Below are 20,281 nucleotides of genomic sequence, written 5' to 3' on the forward strand. Positions count from 1 at the left end.
CGGAAAGGCGTTCTTTGCCTTTTTGGCAGGTTTAGCTTATGACCTCGAGCCTCTAGCCGCCGGAGCTGGATGACACCCGGGCAAAAACAAAGACCGCTCGTCATAGACAGCGGTCCTTCTATTATTTTTCTTCCTGATGTACACGATCTAACACTAACTGATACGCATCATTTCCATAATTCAAGCAGCGCTTCACCCGGGAGATCGTCGCGGTGCTTGCGCCTGTTTCCGTTTCAATCTTGTGATACGTCTTCCCATCCTGAAGCATACGGGCAACTTCAAGGCGCTGGGCAAGGGATTGAATTTCGTTGATGGTACAAAGATCATCAAAGAATCGATAGCATTCTTCAAGGTCTTGCAGAGAAAGAACAGCATTGAATAACTGATCCAGCTCCTTGCCTCTTAGTTTATTTATTTGCATTAAAAAGACTCCTTTTTCCTTCTATTCTTGATATGATACCGAACCGGTCAAGCCCGGTGAACGTGGAATGACATTGATCCACGTCGATCCTTTTAGCAGGCTTACAGGTTTATCATTTTCATAAGGAAGTATTCTGCCATTTACATTCTTCCATTGAACCTCACGGAGCTTACCTTCTTGTATCAAGTAAGCATCCCCTCCCGATTCAAAGTCTATGTCGCGTCTTCCTGCATCATCGACAATCTTATGTGTAGCTTCTACGATGAAAAGGTTTTCGACCAACACAGGATCTTTCGAGTTGTAATCGATGGTCTGTTCACCATCAGAATAGCGCTCGTATCGTCCCTTTTCTTCATTATACTCATACACAACGTTGAACAGGGAATTTTGATTATAGGATATCATCACGGAATTGGCCTCTTCACCGTTTATCGTTCCTTTATCACTGAAATGCAGTGCCTCAGGAGGACGGTTCAAATCGAATCCGTTCTTATCCGCTCCTTCTTTAATATGTTCGTATGTGATATACGAATTATGAGGAGCTTTACGGAAACCGGCTCTCTTAAATAGCGTTCCGTCATATTGAATTCCGTTCAGATTATCGATAAAGCCATTCGACAGCATTTCCTTCGCTTCAGGACTATACCCGTGTGCGATATACAAGCTGTCATACCCTTTCGCAAGCTCTATATAGTAATCTCTCGCGCTTCGTACAGGGCCGATTTCTTTCGGCATACGGCTTTGGAAAATGGCCAGGAAGCGGGTGATGTCACCCTCCGCCAATACTTCATATACAATATCCGCCTTGGATAGACCTGATTGGGGACGTGCCTTCGGATGGTTATTCACCATCACGGCTACTGCACGGTTCATGGACTCTACCTTCTCAGCCATCCCGGTTAGTGGATACTGGTTCAAGTCTTCCGTTTCTACGCCTGTCTCTTCGTTCACCACTGGAGTTGCGGCTTCTTTATCAGATTGTTTCTTTATCTCTTTATCTGAACTACATGCGACAAGTGTAATCGAGCTCAACGCAATAATTAAAGCTCTTTTCAGCATGTTTTTGACACCCCTATTTACTTTACTATTTTAACGCATTATTGTTGGAAAGAGTACCGTTTTCTTCATTACATCATAGATTCCCTTTTGTGTCATCCGAATATAAGGAAGATGAGTGGATTGAAGAAACAGTAATGTGTAGATTGGGTCTGAGAAGCGGTAACCTCTCTCTTTTAACAATCCTTTGAGCGTTCTTTCTTCTTCTATCAGCTCTGGCATCTCTTTCATTGAGAGCAGTCCGCTTAACGGAAGGGGAATGTCGTGCAGGATTTCACCATTTTCTGCAAGGACGATCCCTCCACCGATTTCCTTCATACGATTGAAAGCTGCAATCATATCAGACTTGCTTTTTCCAATCAGGATAATATCCCCTGTATTGGAGTAAGAAGACGCAAAGCCCATGACTCCTCTCGCGAAGCCTTTGAGCATGGTACTGATTCTCCACTTGCCATTCCGATCCAAAAGCATGAGAAATGATTGATCATGCTCGGGTTCAAGCAATTCTTCTGATGGATTGATCGAGATGGAATACGGCTTGGTAATGACATCATTCACCATTTCAATTCCGAACGGCATGGAGAATTGCAGGTCATCATAGCCTACTTCCCAATCCAGATTTAATGAGGTAAATCCGCTTTCTTCCCAATTAATTTCTGTATGGTCCTCCAACTGTTCGCCGTTTTTACGAACCCAGGTACCTTTAGAAAGCACGGAAACAGGAGTCGGATCATCCTTTGCTGTAAGGAAGTTGATATTGGCGACTCTGCCTGTTGCAATCATCCCGTGCAGGTGGGTGATATTGTAATAATTGGCGACGTTGTAACTCGCCATATTATACGCTTCAATTGGCGGAATACCTTTATCGATCGCCATCTTGATCATGAAATCCAGTACACCTTTTTCGTAGAATCCAGGCGTCGATCCATCCGTCGTGAACAACAGCGTTTCATAAGAAACGATGCCTTTTTCGTTTAGTCCGTCTAATAGTACCGGTAAATCAGGCCGGATCGAGGAATGGCGCAGAGTGACGGTCAATCCTTGAATCAGACGCTTGTAAACGTCCTCTCCCGTCATTGCTTCATGATCGCCATCGATTCCTAATAAGCCTAGCTTGGCGATCGTTTTGTCAGATGCCCCAGGGAGATGTCCTTCGACAATTTTCCCCAACCGTTTCGCTTCCTGCATCCAGTGAAGGATCAAGTCATCCCCTTCCAGAAGTCTCGGCCATGCAGTCAATTCACCGCCTTGTAATACAGAGTCATGTTCGAGCCATGATTTCACTTCCCCGTTTGAGAAAGTGACCTCTTCATTCCTCATTTCGGTCTGAGAGTCGAAGCGGGTCCACCAGTACATCGACACCGGCATTTTGTTAAATTCCTTCAATAAAGTAAACGCTTTCTTTTTTTTCAATTGTAAAAACATCATCAGGTTATCATTTACGAATGTCGTTGTACCGGTTTGGGATGCATATTTGGAAAAAGATTGGGGATTATAAAGCTGAAACGGATGTACATGCGGTTCTATATATCCGGGGACGAGGTACTGTGACCCGCAGTCCACGATTTCGCATTGCTCAAGGTTTTCCGGGAGTTGGTCGCCGGTATAGACAATGCGGTCACCGTAAACCCAAATATGGCCCTGCACCCACTTCTTTAATGTCGAGTGAAGGTATGTTGCATTTTTCAAAAGAAGACTGGGAGACAATTCTCCGTTCAGTACTTGTACATGTTCTCGCAGTTGTTTGTTCTTCCATCTGTAGCGCTGCTCCAAAGTGAACACTCCTCTAGTGGAATGGTATTAGTGTAAGTTTCATTTTATGTTAACATATTTTACTATTTAACGCATTAAAGGTTTACAACAATTATGTGAATTTTCGATTAAGGAGGAATTTACAAATGAAAGTATCATCGAACATCGGGATTATCAATGCCCTGATACGCATCACGGTTGGTTTTACAATCCTTGCCTGGAGTACGTCAAAGCTTGCACGACGACCTTGGAGAGATTCCTATCTCGTCATGGCAGTAATCGGTGCCATGAAAGTGGGGGAAGGGATTCTTCGCTATTGCCCTGTCACTGCCCTGTTTGAAAAAGGCGGGGACGGCGGGAATGGAAACGGCGGTTTCGGGGGTTTTAAAGCGAAGGATATGATGAACTTCAAAGACATGCTGAAATCCGACAAGACCGATCACACTGATCACGGGAACCAGCACCAGCAAACAACCGAACACAAACAAGACCCAATGAAAAACACCAAAAAAGAATCCAACTTCAACCCGGAAGAACTCACCAACCAAGAAGTCCAGGAAGCACTGGGCGGTCTTAAAGAGAACGATTCTAGAGGGACGGACCTTCATTCTTAAGGTTCCGGAAGGCTTAAGTCATCTTTAAAATGCCGTAACGGCGGGATTTCCATTGACTATACACCCGCGAAATAGCAAGATTGCCGAGGTCCGTCCCTCTCTATTGGACATTCCTCGGCAATCTTGTATCTCTATTGATGAAAGGAGCTGTTTGTATTGTTTTGGGAATATTTAACGGATATGTCGTATGTCCTGTTTTCGCTGATCGGTGGAATCGTCGCCATTGCTTATGTGTATGTTCGTAAATCTAGGAAGAGGCGTGTTCGATAGCCCTCCGGCCGATATCTCTTCTGTAGAACAAGCCTTGGAAGTCTGCCCTCCCTAGTTCCTTGTATACGTCAGATTGTGCTTTTAAAACAGTCGACGCAGAGGAAGCGACCAATAGTACTCTTCCACCGTTTGAGATAAGGGAACCTTCTTCTGTTAATTCAGTTCCTGCATGATAAACCAGGGTCTTAGGATTAAGTGCGCTTTCAAGGTCAGGAAGGGGAGTACCTTTTCCATATTCACCCGGATACCCTTCTGCTGCCAGAACGACCCCTAGTACTGCATCTTCAGACCAGGACAGTTCTACCGGCTTTCCATCAATGATGTCTTTCACTACAAGACCGAAATCTGACGCCAAACGCGGCAGAACCACCTGCGTTTCGGGATCTCCAAAACGAGCGTTGAATTCGATTACTTTGGGACCCTCTTTTGTCAGCATCAGGCCTGCATACAATATCCCTGTAAATGAACGGCCCTCCTGGACCATCGCTTTCGCCGTCGGGTGAAGCACAGTCGAAATCGCTTCTTGCACAACTTCGTCTGAAATATGAGGTACCGGGGAATAAGCCCCCATTCCTCCTGTATTCGGACCTTGATCCCCATCGAAGGCACGCTTATGATCCTGTGCGATGACCATTGGATAAACCGACTCACCACGTACAAAAGCCATAAGGGAAAACTCTTCCCCGAATAAGCATTCTTCAACAACGACTTTCGATGAGGCATCACCGAATTTCTCGTTCAGGAGCATTTCTTCCAAAGCGCTGATAGCCTCCTCCTCTGTTTCAGCCACCACTACGCCTTTACCTGCCGCCAGACCATCCGCCTTTACAACGATTGGGGCACCGACTTCCTTCACGTAATCAATCGCTTGCTCTACGCTTGTAAATACTTCATACGCAGCCGTCGGGATGTCGTACTTCTTCATTAGATCTTTCGAGAATGATTTACTTCCTTCGATGATCGCCGCTTCCTTCGTAGGGCCGAATATGTGCAATCCTTCCTCCTGGAAACGGTTGACGATCCCGTCCAGTAAAGGATTCTCCGGACCCACAAACGTGTACGAAATGTCCTCTGTTTTGGCAAATTCAATGAGCTCGCTCACCTCGGATTCAGCGTAGGGAAGGTTTGTCGCTACGCCAGAGATACCCGCATTCCCCGGTGCACAGAACACTTCTGTCACACTTTCACTTTCCGCTAATCTCTTGCATATGGCATGCTCGCGGCCACCGCGGCCGATCACTAATACTTTCATCTTTAGAAAGCCCCCTTTTAAAGAAAACCCCTCCTGTTGTGTTTCAGATGAGGAGAGGTTTTGCAGAATGAATTTCTTGAGCTGAATATAAAGGGCTTGTACCGGAAGGAGGAATCATGTGAGGTCCGTCCCTCATTTCACTTCCCAGCAACCGGCTAAGCCCCCTAGAAAACCCTTTATCCAAAAGGATTGTGCAGTTTACCGCATTGAAATTTCAGTCAATACTTGAGGTCCGTCCCTCCCATTAATGTTTGAAGTGGCGGATGCCGGTCATGACCATGGTGATGCCGTATTGGTCTGCTTTTTTGATGGAGTCTTCGTCACGGATGGAGCCTCCTGGTTGGATGATGGCCGTGATGCCTGCTTTGGCAGCGGCTTCTACGGTGTCGTCCATCGGGAAGAAGGCATCGGATGCCATGGCGGCTCCTTTGGCTTTTAATCCCGCCTGCTCCAGGGCAATGTTTGCGGCACCGACCCGGTTCATCTGCCCCGCTCCCACTCCAACGGTCATTTGAGCATTTGTGACTACGATCGCATTGGACTTCACATGCTTCACGACTTTCCAGCCAAGTTTCATGCTATCCCATTCCGCTTCTGTCGGTTCGCGTTTGGTTACCACTCGCAGATCCGCATCCTCAAGGGTGAACGTATCATCCGCTTGAACGAGCAATCCACCTTCGACTGTCGTTAGCTTACGTTCGATTTTGTTGGTGGATTCAAATGGCACCGTCAATAAACGGATGTTCTTCTTACCTGAAAGGATTTCAAATGCTTCTTCACTGAACGCAGGTGCGATTACGATCTCAAGGAAAATTTCATGAAGCTCCTTTGCTGTCTCTTCATCCACGATGCGGTTAAGAGCAACAATCCCTCCGAAGATAGAAGTAGAATCCGCTTCATAGGCCTTTGAAAATGCTTCATTGATTGTCGATCCCACACCGACGCCACATGGGTTCATATGCTTCACAGCTACAGCCGCCGGTTCCGTGAATTCTTTTACGATTTGCAGGGCCGCATTCGCATCATTGATATTATTATACGAAAGCTCTTTTCCGTGCAGCTGTCGAGCCATGGCCACCGAAAATTCAGATCCAAGGGGAGCCCGGTAGAATGACGCCTGCTGATGCGGGTTTTCCCCATAACGAAGCGTCTGCTTTAATTCATATGTTCTTGTGAAGCGCTCAGGATTCTCTTCACCTGAAACGTCCGTCATGTATTCAGCGATAAATGCATCATAAGCTGCTGTGTGTCGGAACACTTTGGCAGCTAATTTACGGCGTTTTTCAAGGGATAATTCACCTTGAAGCTTTAACTCGGCAATCACTTCATCATAGTCCAGTGCATCTACTACCACCGTCACGTACTGATGATTTTTTGCTGCTGCCCGCAACATGGTCGGTCCACCGATATCGATGTTCTCTATCGCTTCTTCCACCCCCACATTCGGTTTGGCGATGGTTTGTTGGAACGGATACAGATTGACACATACAAGGTCGATCCCTTCGATTCCCTGCTCCTCCAACTGTTTGCGATGACTTTCTTCGCCGCGTTTGGCAAGTAGTCCACCATGAATAGTAGGATGCAGGGTCTTTACGCGTCCTTCAAGGATTTCCGGAAATCCTGTCACTTCTTCCACCCCCATGACTTCTACGTCATTTTCTAAAAGAAGCTTCTTCGTACCGCCAGTAGAGATGATTTCGTACCCTAATGTCTTTAATTCTTTCGCAAATTCGATGACTCCGCTTTTATCTGAAACACTGATCAATGCTCTCTTTTTCAATGTCTGATCCTCCTCTGCCTGTTGTAATGCTGATTTCATTTCATTATGTGGTTAAATTGGAGATGGATTGGAGGGGGTTATGTTGTAATAGTGCGCGGTTAGTGGATAGTAGTTTGATTTTTCACCTGTTGTGATGATGTTTTGATAGATATCTTGATAGCTGTTGTTCCGTTTTGGAGTGAACTTGTGCCACTTTGAGGCAAACTCGTGCCATTCTTGGCCAAACTTGTGCCACTCACTCCTAACCTCTTCACCCTATCACACCCCTGCTAAACAGCTAACCACACCGCTTCTCTACCCATACACCGCCCAAATCCGAGGTCCGTCCCTCATCAATTTACCACACTACCAAGATAAAGCAATCAATTATCCAACCATTCTCTTCCCACCGGGTTTAGTGACCCGTTGTGAGGAAGAGGTGGTTCAGGGTGTTTGGGTATAGGTGGTGTTCGACGTGCTGGATTTTGTCCTGCAGTGACTGCCTGGTTTCACCTGTTGTCACGCGGACGATCTCCTGTGCGATGATTTCACCTGTGTCCATGCCTGCGTCTACGAAGTGAACCGTGACGCCGGTAATCTTCACCCCGCCGTCGATGGCTTGTCCGATGGCGTCCTTCCCAGGAAAAGAAGGAAGGAGTGACGGATGGATATTGACGATCCTTCCACCGAAGCTTTCGAGAAGCGTTGGGCCGACCAATCTCATATACCCTGCTAATACAATAAAATCAACACCCAAATGAGCCAGCTCATTTAGGATTTCCTGTTCAAATGCCTGCTTGTTCTCATAGTCTTTTGCCCGAAAGACGAAAGTCGGGATTCCTGCAGTTTGGGCGCGGTGAATGACAAACGCGCCCGGCTGGTCACATACAAGAAGCCTGATATTCGCTTTCAGGGTTCCACTTTGTACAGCGTCTACCAATGCTTGAAAATTACTTCCGCTTCCTGATGCAAAAATGGCAATCTGTCTCATGACTCACCCCCGTTATTGACATGCTCATCCTTATTCTCAACGAACAAAGCTAACCCCTGTTCCTATCGAAACGCGTCCAATGATAAAGGCGTCTTCTCCCTGTTCATTGAAGTATCGAAGAATGTCTTCTGCTTGGTCTTCCTCTACAGCTAACACAAAACCAATTCCCATGTTGAAAATGTTGTACATTTCGCTTCGCGGAATGTCTCCGTACTGCTCAAGGGCAGGGAAAATGCCTGGAATATCCCAGCTCCCTTCCTTTATCTCTGCTTGCAACCCATCAGGCAGCATCCGGGGGATATTCTCAATGAAACCTCCACCCGTAATATGGGACATCCCCTTAATGGAGAATTGTTTAAGTGCCGCCAGTACAGGTTTTACGTAAATCTTTGTTGGTGTCAGTAATGCTTCCTTTAGCGTAGTCCCGATTTCAGGGAGTGATTCTTCCAAAGAAAACGACTGATCTTCAAAGAATACTTTCCTCACTAAAGAGTACCCATTACTGTGTATACCACTGGACCCCAGTCCGACTAACACATTTCCTTCAGAAATTTGTTCGCCTGTGATGATCTCTTTTTTTTCACAGGCACCAACAGCGAAGCCGGCGATATCATATTCTTCATCCGAATACATACCCGGCATCTCGGCAGTTTCCCCACCGATCAGAGCACAGCCCGCCATTTCACATCCGTCCGCAATCCCTTTTACAATACCTTCTACCTTCTCCGGGAGTGCTTTCCCGGTCGCTATATAATCTAAAAAATACAGTGGTTCCGCTCCTTGAACGACAATGTCATTCACGCACATGGCCACACAATCGATCCCGATCGTATCGTGTTTGTCTGCCATGAAGGCAAGCTTCAGCTTCGTTCCTACTCCATCTGTGCCCGAGACGAGAACGGGCTCACTCAAGTTCAAGGAAGATAAATCGAACATTCCTCCAAAGCTGCCCAGTTGCCCGAGCACACCTTTACGGGCCGTTCGTTTTACATGCTTCTTGATCCGGTCGACGGATTCGTATCCCGCTTCGATATCTACTCCTGCCTGACGATACGCATTTGCCATCATGATTCCCCCTATTTCACTAACTCTTTTTCATGTGGATGAAGTGTATCCGGGTAGATTTCCGTTGGATACTTCCCTGTAAAGCAAGCCATGCATTGACCGCGGTTTTCCGATGAATCATCCCGGCCGATGGCTTTGATCACACCTTCCGGACTCAAGAATGTCAGAGAATCCGCTCCGATGATCTGACGCATTTCCTCCACTGAATTGGAAGAGGCAATCAATTCTTCATGAGTCGATGTATCGATACCGTAGAAGCAAGGATTCTTGATCGGCGGTGAGCTGATGCACACATGCACTTCCTTCGCTCCTGCTTCTTTTAGCATGGTCACGATCCGTTTCGATGTTGTTCCCCGTACGATGGAATCGTCGACCATGACGACACGTTTGCCTTCAACCACTCCCCTTACAGGAGAAAGCTTCATCTTCACACCCTGCTCGCGAAGGGATTGAGAAGGCTGAATGAACGTTCGACCAACGTAACGATTCTTGATGAGGCCCATTTCATATGGAATGCCTGATGCTTCCGCATAGCCGATGGCACTTGAGATGCTGGAATCCGGGACGCCCGTTACAACATCCGCTTCAATCGGTGCTTCATTCGCCAGCTCCATCCCCATCCGCTTTCTCGCGGAATGTACGTTGATCCCCTGAATATTGCTGTCCGGTCGTGAGAAGTATACGTATTCCATCGTACACATCGCATTCCCGCCTGAAAAACTAAACCGTTCTGAGGTCAATCCCTCATCATTGATGATCACAAGCTCCCCCGGCTCGATATCACGTACGAATTCAGCGCCTACGATATCAAAGGCACATGTTTCTGACGCCACACAGTAAGCATCCCCAAGCTTACCGAGAGATAATGGACGAAGGCCGTGTGGATCAAGGGCCACCATCATCTCTGTTTCCGTCATGACGACAAATGCATAGGCTCCTTTCAACATCGTCAGGGCGTTTTTCACGCGATCCTTCAAGTTGAAATAGCCGCTTCGTTTAATCAAGTGAGCCAGCACTTCTGTATCCGAGCTTGTTTGAAAAATACTCCCCTGTCCTTCGAGCTGATGCTTCAAGGCGTTTGCATTGACCAGATTCCCGTTATGGGCAAGAGCAAGACTTCCATTCTGGGAATTGAAGAGAAGAGGCTGAACATTTTCGTAGCCTCCGCCTCCAGCCGTCGCATAGCGTACATGACCGATAGCCGAATCCCCCTCAAGCTTCTCGATGGTGCCTTCCTGGAACACTTCCGTTACGAGGCCTTCCCCTTTTAAGCAGCGTAACGTATCGCCGTCAGATACGACGATACCTGTTCCCTCTTGTCCCCGATGCTGCAGACTATGAAGTCCGTAATACGTAATTTGTGCGGCATTGGGATGTCCCCATATCCCGAATACGCCACATTCTTCGTTTAAACCTTTGATTTCAGCAGGCATGGGATCGCTCCTTTCCAAGCTGACTCCAATTCTTCAACGGACGCTTTTAATACAACGTCTCCTTTATCTGATGACACCTTGATTGCTCCAAGATCAGTCACATTACCAATGACTTTAGCATCCGGAACCAGTTTCTCAAACTCATTCTTGTGTTCCGCTTTGACTGATACGATGAATCTTGATTGAGTTTCACTGAAAAGGTCAGCAACCGTATTTTCTCCTGAAATCTTAACGTTTGCTCCCAATCCTTTTGTTCCAAAAGTCGATTCTGCAAGAGCAACGGCGAAACCACCTTCAGCGATATCATGGGCAGATGCCACAAGGCCTTTTTGAATCGCTTCTAACAGCTGCATTTGACGGCGAAGCTCCGTCTGCAAATCGATCGCAGGCGCCTGACCGAAGATTTTCCCCTCTGTCAGTTTTTGAAGCTCACTTCCGCCAAATTCTTCACGGGTTTCACCGATGACATAAATAGAATCTCCGGCTTCCTCAAAGCTTTGAGTGGTAATATGATCGATGTCCTCAATCAGGCCGACCATTCCCACAACAGGGGTTGGATAAACGGCCGTCCCCATTGATTCATTGTATAAGGATACATTTCCACCGATGACCGGAGTCGATAGCTCACGACACGCTTCACTCATTCCGTTAACGGACTTTTCAATCTGCCAGAAAATTTCCGGTTTCTCAGGGTTTCCGAAGTTCAGACAGTCGGTGATGGCCAGTGGGATCGCTCCGGAGCAAACGATGTTACGTGCTGCTTCAGCTACCGCGATCTTACCTCCAACCTCCGGATCCAGGTATAGGTAACGGGAATTACAATCCGTTGTCATGGCAAGGGCTTTTCTCGTGCCGCGTACACGCACAACCGCTGCATCAGAACCAGGGCTCACGACCGTACTCGTTCTCACCTGGTGATCATATTGATCGTATACCCATTCTTTACTCGCGATCGTCGGCTGCTGTAACAACGCTTTAAGCGTTTCTTTATAATCCTCCACCTTTGGAGCAGGCGTTTCCATTGCTTGAAATTCTTTGTAGTACGCTGCTTCTTGAGAAGGCTTGTGATAGACAGGTGCCTCTTCAGCTAGTGCATCGACCGGCACATCTGCAACAACTTCCCCTTTGTGAAGAAGACGAAGGCGTTTATCATCGGTTACCTTCCCGATGGAAACCGCTTCTAAATCATATTTTGAAAAAAGATCCACGATTTCTTGTTCACGGCCTTTTTCCACGACGATCAGCATACGCTCCTGTGATTCCGACAACATCATTTCATATGCCGTCATGCCTCTTTCACGTTGCGGTACAAGATCAAGATCCATTTCGATTCCGGATCCCGCTTTACTTGCCATTTCCGCTGAAGAACTTGTAAGACCGGCCGCTCCCATATCCTGAATGCCGACAAGGGCATCGTTCTGAACGAGTTCCAGACACGCTTCAAGAAGTAATTTTTCCATGAATGGATCTCCCACTTGAACCGCCGGACGCTTCTCTTCTGATCCTTCATTTAACTCCTCGGATGCGAAGGTGGCTCCGTGGATGCCGTCACGGCCTGTTTTCGCCCCAACGTACATGACGGTATTGCCGACACCGTGCGCCTGCCCTTTCTTAATATCCTTATGGTCGATCAACCCGACACACATGGCGTTTACAAGAGGGTTTCCTTCGTACGAAGCATCGAATTGAACTTCCCCTCCGACCGTCGGGATCCCGATACAGTTACCGTATCCCGCGATACCTGCTACGACTTCTTTAAATAGATACTGAACACGAGGAGAATCCAACTCACCAAAGCGTAAAGAGTTGAGGAGTGCGACAGGTCTTGCCCCCATCGAGAATACGTCTCGTATAATACCCCCGACACCCGTTGCCGCTCCTTGGTAAGGCTCAATGGCCGATGGATGATTGTGACTCTCGATTTTGAACACCACTGCTTGATCATCGCCAATATCAACAATCCCAGCTCCTTCTCCAGGTCCTTGAAGAACGCGTTCACCTGTCGTTGGGAACTTCATCAGTACAGGCTTCGAATTTTTATAGCTGCAATGCTCTGACCACATAACAGAGAAAAGACCGGTCTCTGTGTAGTTCGGTGTTCTCCCCAGGATGTTTTCCACCATTGAAAATTCTTCGTCTGTTAAACCCATCTCACGATAAAGCTGCTCTTCTTTCACTTGCGTTGAAGTTGGTTCAAGCATTAACGACATGTTTTTCCCTCCAGTGTTTCACAATCGATTGAAATAGTTTCTTCCCGTCTTCACTACCTAGTAAAGTGTCCATGGCGCGTTCCGGATGAGGCATCATCCCAAGGACATTTCCTGCTTCATTGGTGATTCCTGCAATATTCTCAACGCTTCCGTTCGGATTTTCATCACTATACGTGAACACAATTTGATTGTTTTCCTTCAGTGTGATCATCGTCTCCTCATCACAGAAGTAATTACCTTCACCGTGGGCGATCGGAATGTGGATCACATCATTCTTTTCATAGCCATTCGTAAACATCGTCTCATTGTTCTCAACGGTTAACGGCACGGTTTTACAAATGAACTTCAAGCTGTCATTACGGCGCATGGCCCCAGGCAGTAAACCTGTTTCCAATAAAACCTGAAATCCGTTGCATACACCAAGAACCGGCTTTCCTTGCTCTGCCGCTTTCACAACCTCTTTCATTACGTTCGAGAAGCGGGCAATCGCTCCTGAACGAAGGTAATCCCCGTACGAGAACCCCCCTGGTAATAGAATCGCATCATAGTCTTCCAGATTATCAGCATCGTGCCAAACGTAGTCCACTTCTTCACCGATCTCATCCTTGATCGCATGGTACATATCGATGTCACAGTTAGAGCCCGGGAATACAATTACTGCAAACTTCATTGAGCGACACTCTCCTCGATTTCATATCGGTAATCCTCGATGACAGGGTTCGCAAGCAGGCGATGACACATCTCTTCAACCGTCGCTTCCACGTTTTTAACAGAATATGGAAGAGTCAACTCCATATACTTCCCGACGCGCACATCTTCAACACTTTTGAATTCCATTGAATGCAGCGCCTGTTTCACAACACTTCCTTGAGGATCTAATACACTTTCTCTTAATGTGATATAAACCTTTACTTTGTACATAGCTCGTTTCCTCCTAAGCGTTCTAAAATGATTGAGTATACTTCTGTTAAACTGCCAATATCTCTTCTGAAAACATCCTTATCAAGCTTCTGGTTTGTTTCTGCATCCCATAAACGGCATGTGTCTGGTGAGATTTCATCCCCTAATAAGATAGCTCCGTTACGATCCTTCCCAAACTCCAATTTGAAATCGACGAGGGTGACTCCCGCTTCTTTGAAGATCCCTTGAAGGACTTCATTCACTCCGAGTGCCATCGTTCTGATCTCGGCACGTTCTTCCCTGGTAGCGATATCCAGGAAATCCATATGATCATCCGTGATTAGTGGATCTCCCAGATCATCGTCTTTATAGTAAAATTCGATTATCGGCTTTTGAAGGGGTGTTCCCTCTTCTTTTCCAAGCCGTTTTGACAGACTGCCTGCCATCACGTTCCGGACCACGACTTCAAGTGGAATGATCCTTACACGTTTGACCAGCTGCTCATCCTCTGAAATCTGCTTAATAAAATGACTTTGAACCCCTTTTTCAGCAAGCTTTGAAAATAGCAAGCTCGAAATCTTATTATTTAAAACCCCTTTGCCGTCGATATCCGCTTTTTTCTCCCCATTAAAAGCAGTGGCAGAATTCTTATACTGAATCCAAACAACCTCTTCATCGTTCGTTTTGAAAATTTGCTTCGCTTTTCCTTCATATAAAAGCGTTCCCTTTTCCATATGAAATCCCCCATTACTTGAAAATTGCCAATCTTCAGTCTATATTTTCATAAAAAAAGGAAGGGATTCCGTTAAAAACCCCTGCCTTATTCATTTGTCAGAAGGACTTATACCAAGCCGCAACGTTCAAAGATTGTATCCACATGTTTTAAGTGATAGTTGTAATCGAAGCAGTCATCAATGTCAGCCGGCGACAGCTTGGACGTGATGGTTGCATCCTCCTCGATAAGAGTACGGAAGGCCACTTGCTTCTCCCACGCTTCCATCGCTTTCGGCTGAACCGTATCATACGCTTCTTCACGAGTCATCCCTTTATCGATAAGGGCCAGAAGAACGCGTTGCGAGTAGATCAAGCCAAGTGTACGATCCATATTACGCTGCATATTCTCCGGGAAGACCGTCAAGTTCTTGATGATATTTCCGAAACGGTTCAGCATGTAATTAAGGGCGATCGTCGCATCCGGCAGGATCACACGCTCTGCGGATGAGTGAGAGATATCACGTTCATGCCACAGTGGCACGTTCTCATACGCTGTCAGCATGTATCCTCTGATCACGCGGGCCATCCCCGTCATGTTCTCAGAACCGATCGGGTTGCGCTTATGCGGCATCGCTGAGGATCCTTTTTGACCTTTTGCGAAGAATTCTTCCACTTCACGCGTCTCGCTCTTCTGCAATCCGCGAACCTCAACAGAAAACTTCTCGATGGACGTCGCAATCAGTGCAAGTGTCCCCATGTAATGAGCGTGGCGATCACGCTGAAGGGTTTGTGTGGAAACCGGTGCAGGTGTGATGCCAAGCTTTTCACATACATAGGCCTCTACGAATGGATCGATATTCGCATACGTTCCAACCGCTCCTGAAATCTTACCGAACTCCACTCCATCTGCTGCCGCTTTAAAGCGCTCCACGTTACGCTTCATCTCTTCATACCAAAGGGCAAGCTTCAAACCGAACGTAGTCGGCTCAGCATGAACACCGTGGGTACGTCCCATCATAACCGTATGCTTATGCTCAATCGCTTTGTTCTTTAAAATTTCAACGAAGCGTTCCAAGTCTTTAAGAATAATGTCGTTCGCCTGCTTCAGCTGATACGAAAGGGCCGTATCCACGACGTCCGTTGAAGTCAGTCCATAATGAACCCATTTCCTTTCTTCCCCAAGGGTTTCTGATACTGCTCTTGTGAAAGCAACAACGTCATGACGCGTTTCTTCTTCGATTTCCTTTATGCGGTCCACATTGAATCCTGCATTCTCACGGATCTTCGCCACATCCTCTTTCGGAATGTCCCCGATCTCAGCCCATGCTTCACAAGCAAGGATTTCTACTTCAAGCCAAGCTTGAAAACGATTTTCCTCTGTCCAAATTGCTCCCATTTCAGGGCGTGTATAACGTTCTATCATACCAATCGTCCTCCGATCTTTTCTTGCATCTTCCAAATCCCTGCTTCGTTTATGTTGGACAATGTCTCTTCTACGTCATTCGTTAAGATCGTGACATGCCCCATCTTCCGCTTCGGCTTCGGTACATCCTTGCCGTACAGATGAATAAACCAGTCCGGGTGTTTTGGAACAGCCTCCATAATAGGCTCGATATGCTCTCCTAATAGATTAACCATCACAGCGTTCTTTAATAAGGTCGGTTGAACAAGCGGCCAGTTGCAAACCGCTTTGACGTGCTGTGCAAATTGAGAGAAATCGCACGCTTCAATCGAGTAGTGACCGGAGTTATGCGGCCTTGGAGCCAGTTCATTGATGTATATATCCCCGTCAGCTGTCAGGAACATTTCAATTGCCAGCGTTCCGACAAGATCAAGCGTCTCACTGATTTGTTTAGCCATCCCAACCGCTTTCTCTGCTGTTGCTTCGCTCACCCTTGCCGGTGCGATTGTTTCATGTAAGATGTTATCCACATGAATATTCTCCACAACCGGAAAGTTCGTTTGCTGCCCATCAGGATTACGTGTCACGATAACGGATAGCTCTTTTTCAAAAGGAATCCACTTCTCTAACACACATGGACCGTTCTCCAATAAAGCAGCGGCTTCCTCTATCTCGCCTGCTTCCCGGATCACAAATTGACCCTTCCCGTCATAACCGCCCCTCGTCGTTTTCAAAACCACTGGATAGCCAAGCTTTTCTATATTATCATAGATGTCCTTCTGTTGTTTAATCACAGCATAAGGAGCCACTTCCACCCCTGCAAACGTAAGGGCTTCCTTCTCCATGATGCGGTCCTGTGTAATGCGGATCAATTCAGCACCCTGTGGTAAATAAGCTCGCTCTGATAGCCATTTCAGCGCTTCATAGTCGATATTCTCGAATTCGTATGTAATCACGTCGCACTCTTCAGCCAGTCTATACAGAGCATCATACTGATCGAAGCCCGCCGTGATCACAAGATCTGCCACCTGTGCACAGGGTGAGTCAGGCGAAGGATCTAATACAGCCACACGAAAGCCTCTTGCTTTCGCGTCCAGCGCCATCATCCTGCCAAGCTGTCCGCCACCGATGATCCCGATCGTCTGTCCTGGTAGTATCGTCTTCTTATTCAAGGTCATCACTGCTTTCCATCACTTTTTCCCGTAGCGCTTCCCGTCTGGTATCCAATCTTATTACCAACTCTTTATCTTCTATTGAAATGATTTGAGCAGCCAGGAGTCCTGCATTCGTAGCTCCCGCTTTCCCGATTGCTACCGTCGCAACCGGAACTCCACCCGGCATCTGTACGATGGATAACAGTGAATCCATCCCGTTCAATGCCTTCGATTGTACCGGGACCCCGATCACAGGCAATGTGGTTTTCGCTGCCACCATTCCAGGAAGGTGGGCAGCCCCTCCAGCCCCTGCTATGATCACTTTCACTCCCCGGGCTCTTGCCCCTTCTGCAAATTCAAACATATAATCAGGTGTCCTGTGGGCCGATACCACCTGTTTCTCGAATGGAATCTCAAGCTCCTCCAATACCTCACACGCATGCTTCATTGTTTCCCAGTCCGATGTACTTCCCATGATCACTGAAATCATAATGGTGACAGGCACCTCCCGTAGTTTACCCGAACCCCCGCTAACAAAAAATACCCAGATCAATTGTTCTCTACTCTTCTTGAGAGAAAGCAATTGATCTGGGTATTTTACATAGAATGGTCCCTTCTATAAGGGTAAGGTCCACACTATGAGATCTTTATCCAGACATCTACTTTCCCTCATAGTCCGACCATTTACGGTAGTCAGGTAGAGACTCATGGGCCATATTCCCATTATTATATGAGGGTATTCGGTTTATTTGTCTCCATCATAACGTGATATGAAGACCCTGTCAACGAATAATCGAACGATAATAAAAGTCTGAAAATTAATGTTCGGGTTTGAAGCGTTTTACTCTTCATTCCTTTTTCCTTCGAAGACAATTGTCTGCCTTATAGGGACATACTCTGTTTTATTCCCTTCCTTCTGTTCTTCAAAAACAGGCTTTTCCATCCTTCTGACCGGCATATATCCCATTTCCTTCATACGATCGAGGCAATCTGAGATCGTCTCATTTTCCTGCACTTCAAATAATAATTTCTTTTTACTCATTCTTTTAATTTTCCTTTACGTATATTTCTCACCGTCTTCACCCAGAACCCGCCGTGAATCGCTTTCGGTTCATAGGCAATGATGAATGCTTTCGGATCAAGCTCCTTAATTGTATCATACAGCTTCATCTCATACTTACGGGGCGTCAGAATCTGAAGGGCCATCCGGTTCCCCTCAAGACCATTTGCCTCCCAGTTCGTCACTCCATATCCACGGGCACGAAGCTCATTCGGAAGTGCCTTATCATACTCCTTCGTAATCACATTCACCGTGATATACCCAAGAGCCAGCTTCTCCTCAATCTTCATCCCGACAATGACCCCAAGACCGTACCCGACCGCATACGCAATCAAGTTCTGGATCTCATTCAAATTGTCCAGTACAAGCCCAAGGCCCACCACATATATGACAACCTCAAACGTACTCACAAACGCTGCAAAATATCGATACCCCTTCAACGTCAGAATCATTCTTATCGTAAAAAATGATACATACACGATATTAATCAATAAAATAATGATGACCATCATCACACTGTTCTCTAACACCTGGATGCTCCTCTCTACACTACAACCTGTAGTATGTTCAAATTAAGTTCCTATTTTACTAGAAAAAACCGAGAATATGAACCACTTCAGGAAGAATTGAACGTGAATATTAGGTGACAATTTCTAGAAGATCCTATGCCCTACTCCTTGTTTTTCCTATTTAGTAGGGATTAAAACAAAAAACGGCTTTATGACCACTTGTCGTAAGCAGCCATAACGCCGTCATCCTCGTTGCTATCTATAAGGTTTTTAACTTCTCAACCACTGCAGAAGGTTCTACACGATCTTTGTAATCAGCTTTCGTGTATTCGTACGCAATCGTTCCGTCCTGTTGAATGATATACGTCGCAGAAACAGGAAGAGTCCACGAATCGCTGTCATTCGCTTTCTCAAGATCCAGTCCCTTTTCTTTGTAGATGTCTACCAAGTATGGAGGAAGCTTGTACACAAGCTTATATCCATCCGCCACTTGATTCCCTTCATCACTCAGAACAACATACTCAAGCTCATTTTTCTCTTTAGTAGAAAGGGAAGCATCGGGCGTTTGTGGACTGACCGCTACCAGCTCGGCGCCAGTGGCTTTAATGTCTTCCATCAACTGTTGGTAGGCACGAAGCTCCATGTTGCAATATGGGCACCAGCCGCCTCGATAGAACGTCAGGATCACCGGCCCCTTGTCCAGGATGTCACTTAATTTAACCTCTTTGCCTGTAGCATCTGGTAATGTGAAGTCTGGTGCTTTGTCCCCTACGCGGAGACCTTTACCCTCTTCTGAGTTCTCAAGCTCTGTGATGGCTCTCCCCATCTTTTCCTGCATTTCCTCAGGGGTTTTCTCTTTGAACTTAGCGATGTATTCGTTGTATTGTTCGCGCATGTTAGTCGTTGTCATTTGAATAAGTCCTCCTTTTAGGGTTTGGGTTTAGTATAAAGGGGTTTTGGGTGAGGAGGAAAGGGATGTGCTTGGAGGAGGTTGGAAAAGGATTAGATTTAAGTTGAATCTGGATGAAATCCGGATCGGGTTGTGAATCATTGAACATTTTTATGTCCACTAGGTATTATACTGAATAAATGATAGATTCCTATTCTTTTTTTTGTAAAATGAGTCTACTTCTTTTTTTTGTAAAATGAGTCTACTTTTCGTTTATATTTGCTCCTACTGGGGACACTTTGGTTGAAATACTTTGATAGGGATACGAAATTGGCAGGAGAGGCCGCTGTATTTATAGATTAGTAGAGGTAAATTGGAATAATTGCGTCGTTTTCAAGCCTGATTGCGTCGTTTTTTTATTTATTGCGTCATTTCCGGAGATAATTGCGTCATTTTTTTGTTTATTGCGTATTTTACCAAATAATACCTTTTATCTACTCTTACTTCTCTAAACTGGATATGACATAACTCTCTAATGCGGATTTTAAACAATCATGCGAAGATGCCGAATAGCCTTTACTTCTAGCCACATAATTCATCTACTAGAATCCATTTTCTCTAGTAGACAGTTGCCCTGTTTCTAAAATAACTTATATTTACCCACAGTCTTATGGATATAGACCCTTTTAAAAAAGAGGAGTCCCAATCAACGCAAAAAAGAGCAGCCCACAATGAGCTACTCTTTACTCTATTTGCCTGGCGACGTCCTACTCTCACAGGGGGAGATCCCCCAACTACCATCGGCGCTGAAGAGCTTAACTTCCGTGTTC

The 20,281-nt window shown here is 46.2% G+C and carries 20 protein-coding genes, 1 rRNA gene and 1 riboswitch; of the genes, 2 read left to right on the forward strand and 19 right to left on the reverse strand.

The annotated features are described in order from the left end of the window. Positions 1–121: 121 nt before the first annotated feature. The 3 genes from JI667_RS20975 to JI667_RS20985 are packed head-to-tail and all read right to left on the reverse strand — an operon-like array spanning position 122 to position 3,250. Entirely contained in the window at positions 122–421 is a 300-nt protein-coding gene (locus JI667_RS20975) for a YerC/YecD family TrpR-related protein (RefSeq protein ID WP_034760840.1), read from the reverse strand. Positions 422–442: 21 nt separating this feature from the next. Next, positions 443–1,480, reverse strand: coding sequence for a DUF3048 domain-containing protein (locus JI667_RS20980; protein ID WP_206858389.1), 1,038 nt, complete (start codon positions 1,478–1,480; stop codon positions 443–445). A gap of 30 nt (positions 1,481–1,510) precedes the next feature. Beyond that, positions 1,511–3,250, reverse strand: coding sequence for an adenine deaminase C-terminal domain-containing protein (locus JI667_RS20985; RefSeq protein ID WP_206858392.1), 1,740 nt, complete (start codon positions 3,248–3,250; stop codon positions 1,511–1,513). Between the two features lie 125 nt (positions 3,251–3,375). On the opposite strand from JI667_RS20985, the gene JI667_RS23100 reads away from it, so the two are divergent. Further along, the gene (locus JI667_RS23100) at positions 3,376–3,843 is read left to right on the forward strand and encodes a YgaP family membrane protein (RefSeq protein WP_206858395.1); all 468 of its coding nucleotides are present in this window, start codon (positions 3,376–3,378) and stop codon (positions 3,841–3,843) included. 180 nt (positions 3,844–4,023) lie between these two features. Further along, positions 4,024–4,113, forward strand: a complete 90-nt coding sequence (locus JI667_RS23230) for an EYxxD motif small membrane protein (RefSeq protein WP_330994755.1) — start codon at positions 4,024–4,026, stop codon at positions 4,111–4,113. On the opposite strand, the gene purD is transcribed toward JI667_RS23230, so the two are convergent. The 16 genes from purD to rrf all read right to left on the reverse strand — a co-directional run. Continuing rightward, positions 4,091–5,365, reverse strand: a complete 1,275-nt coding sequence (purD, locus tag JI667_RS20995; protein ID WP_206858397.1) for a phosphoribosylamine--glycine ligase — start codon at positions 5,363–5,365, stop codon at positions 4,091–4,093. The genes JI667_RS23230 and purD overlap by 23 nt on opposite strands. A gap of 244 nt (positions 5,366–5,609) precedes the next feature. Then, entirely contained in the window at positions 5,610–7,145 is a 1,536-nt protein-coding gene (gene purH / locus JI667_RS21000) for a bifunctional phosphoribosylaminoimidazolecarboxamide formyltransferase/IMP cyclohydrolase (protein WP_206858399.1), read from the reverse strand. A 394-nt stretch (positions 7,146–7,539) separates the two neighbouring features. Continuing rightward, on the reverse strand, positions 7,540–8,115 hold the full coding sequence (gene purN, locus JI667_RS21005; RefSeq protein WP_206858402.1) for a phosphoribosylglycinamide formyltransferase: 576 nt from the start codon (positions 8,113–8,115) through the stop codon (positions 7,540–7,542). 36 nt (positions 8,116–8,151) lie between these two features. Then, entirely contained in the window at positions 8,152–9,180 is a 1,029-nt protein-coding gene (gene purM / locus JI667_RS21010; RefSeq protein WP_206858420.1) for a phosphoribosylformylglycinamidine cyclo-ligase, read from the reverse strand. An 11-nt stretch (positions 9,181–9,191) separates the two neighbouring features. After that, the gene (purF, locus tag JI667_RS21015) at positions 9,192–10,613 is read right to left on the reverse strand and encodes an amidophosphoribosyltransferase (RefSeq protein ID WP_206858404.1); all 1,422 of its coding nucleotides are present in this window, start codon (positions 10,611–10,613) and stop codon (positions 9,192–9,194) included. After that, positions 10,589–12,823 carry a phosphoribosylformylglycinamidine synthase subunit PurL gene (gene purL, locus JI667_RS21020; protein WP_206858405.1) on the reverse strand — a complete coding sequence of 745 codons (2,235 nt, stop codon included), beginning with the start codon at positions 12,821–12,823 and terminating at the stop codon, positions 10,589–10,591. The genes purF and purL overlap by 25 nt, the downstream gene beginning before the upstream one ends. Beyond that, positions 12,807–13,493, reverse strand: a complete 687-nt coding sequence (purQ, locus tag JI667_RS21025; protein ID WP_206858407.1) for a phosphoribosylformylglycinamidine synthase subunit PurQ — start codon at positions 13,491–13,493, stop codon at positions 12,807–12,809. Before purQ ends, purL begins: the two co-directional genes overlap by 17 nt. Further along, on the reverse strand, positions 13,490–13,744 hold the full coding sequence (gene purS / locus JI667_RS21030; RefSeq protein WP_206858408.1) for a phosphoribosylformylglycinamidine synthase subunit PurS: 255 nt from the start codon (positions 13,742–13,744) through the stop codon (positions 13,490–13,492). The genes purQ and purS overlap by 4 nt, the downstream gene beginning before the upstream one ends. After that, positions 13,732–14,457, reverse strand: a complete 726-nt coding sequence (gene purC / locus JI667_RS21035) for a phosphoribosylaminoimidazolesuccinocarboxamide synthase (protein WP_206858409.1) — start codon at positions 14,455–14,457, stop codon at positions 13,732–13,734. Before purC ends, purS begins: the two co-directional genes overlap by 13 nt. A gap of 107 nt (positions 14,458–14,564) precedes the next feature. Continuing rightward, complete coding sequence (gene purB, locus JI667_RS21040; RefSeq protein WP_206858410.1) at positions 14,565–15,860, reverse strand: adenylosuccinate lyase; 1,296 nt, start codon at positions 15,858–15,860, stop codon at positions 14,565–14,567. Next, on the reverse strand, positions 15,857–17,017 hold the full coding sequence (purK, locus tag JI667_RS21045; RefSeq protein ID WP_206858411.1) for a 5-(carboxyamino)imidazole ribonucleotide synthase: 1,161 nt from the start codon (positions 17,015–17,017) through the stop codon (positions 15,857–15,859). The genes purB and purK overlap by 4 nt, the downstream gene beginning before the upstream one ends. Then, a complete protein-coding gene (purE, locus tag JI667_RS21050; RefSeq protein ID WP_206858413.1) occupies positions 17,004–17,483 on the reverse strand; it encodes a 5-(carboxyamino)imidazole ribonucleotide mutase in 480 nt (159 codons plus the stop codon). Before purE ends, purK begins: the two co-directional genes overlap by 14 nt. 162 nt (positions 17,484–17,645) lie before the next feature. Continuing rightward, positions 17,646–17,747: riboswitch (purine riboswitch) on the reverse strand. 87 nt (positions 17,748–17,834) lie between these two features. Further along, positions 17,835–18,035, reverse strand: a complete 201-nt coding sequence (locus JI667_RS21055) for an NETI motif-containing protein (protein ID WP_206858415.1) — start codon at positions 18,033–18,035, stop codon at positions 17,835–17,837. After that, on the reverse strand, positions 18,032–18,565 hold the full coding sequence (locus JI667_RS21060) for a DUF2179 domain-containing protein (protein ID WP_244668417.1): 534 nt from the start codon (positions 18,563–18,565) through the stop codon (positions 18,032–18,034). Before JI667_RS21060 ends, JI667_RS21055 begins: the two co-directional genes overlap by 4 nt. A 256-nt stretch (positions 18,566–18,821) precedes the next feature. Next, positions 18,822–19,472, reverse strand: a complete 651-nt coding sequence (locus JI667_RS21065; protein WP_206858417.1) for a peroxiredoxin-like family protein — start codon at positions 19,470–19,472, stop codon at positions 18,822–18,824. Positions 19,473–20,205: 733 nt separating this feature from the next. After that, positions 20,206–20,281, reverse strand: a 5S ribosomal RNA gene (gene rrf / locus JI667_RS24085); the annotation flags it as partial.

The organism is Bacillus sp. NTK074B (assembly GCF_017303375.1).
GTDB lineage: Bacteria > Bacillota > Bacilli > Bacillales > Bacillaceae_B > Rossellomorea.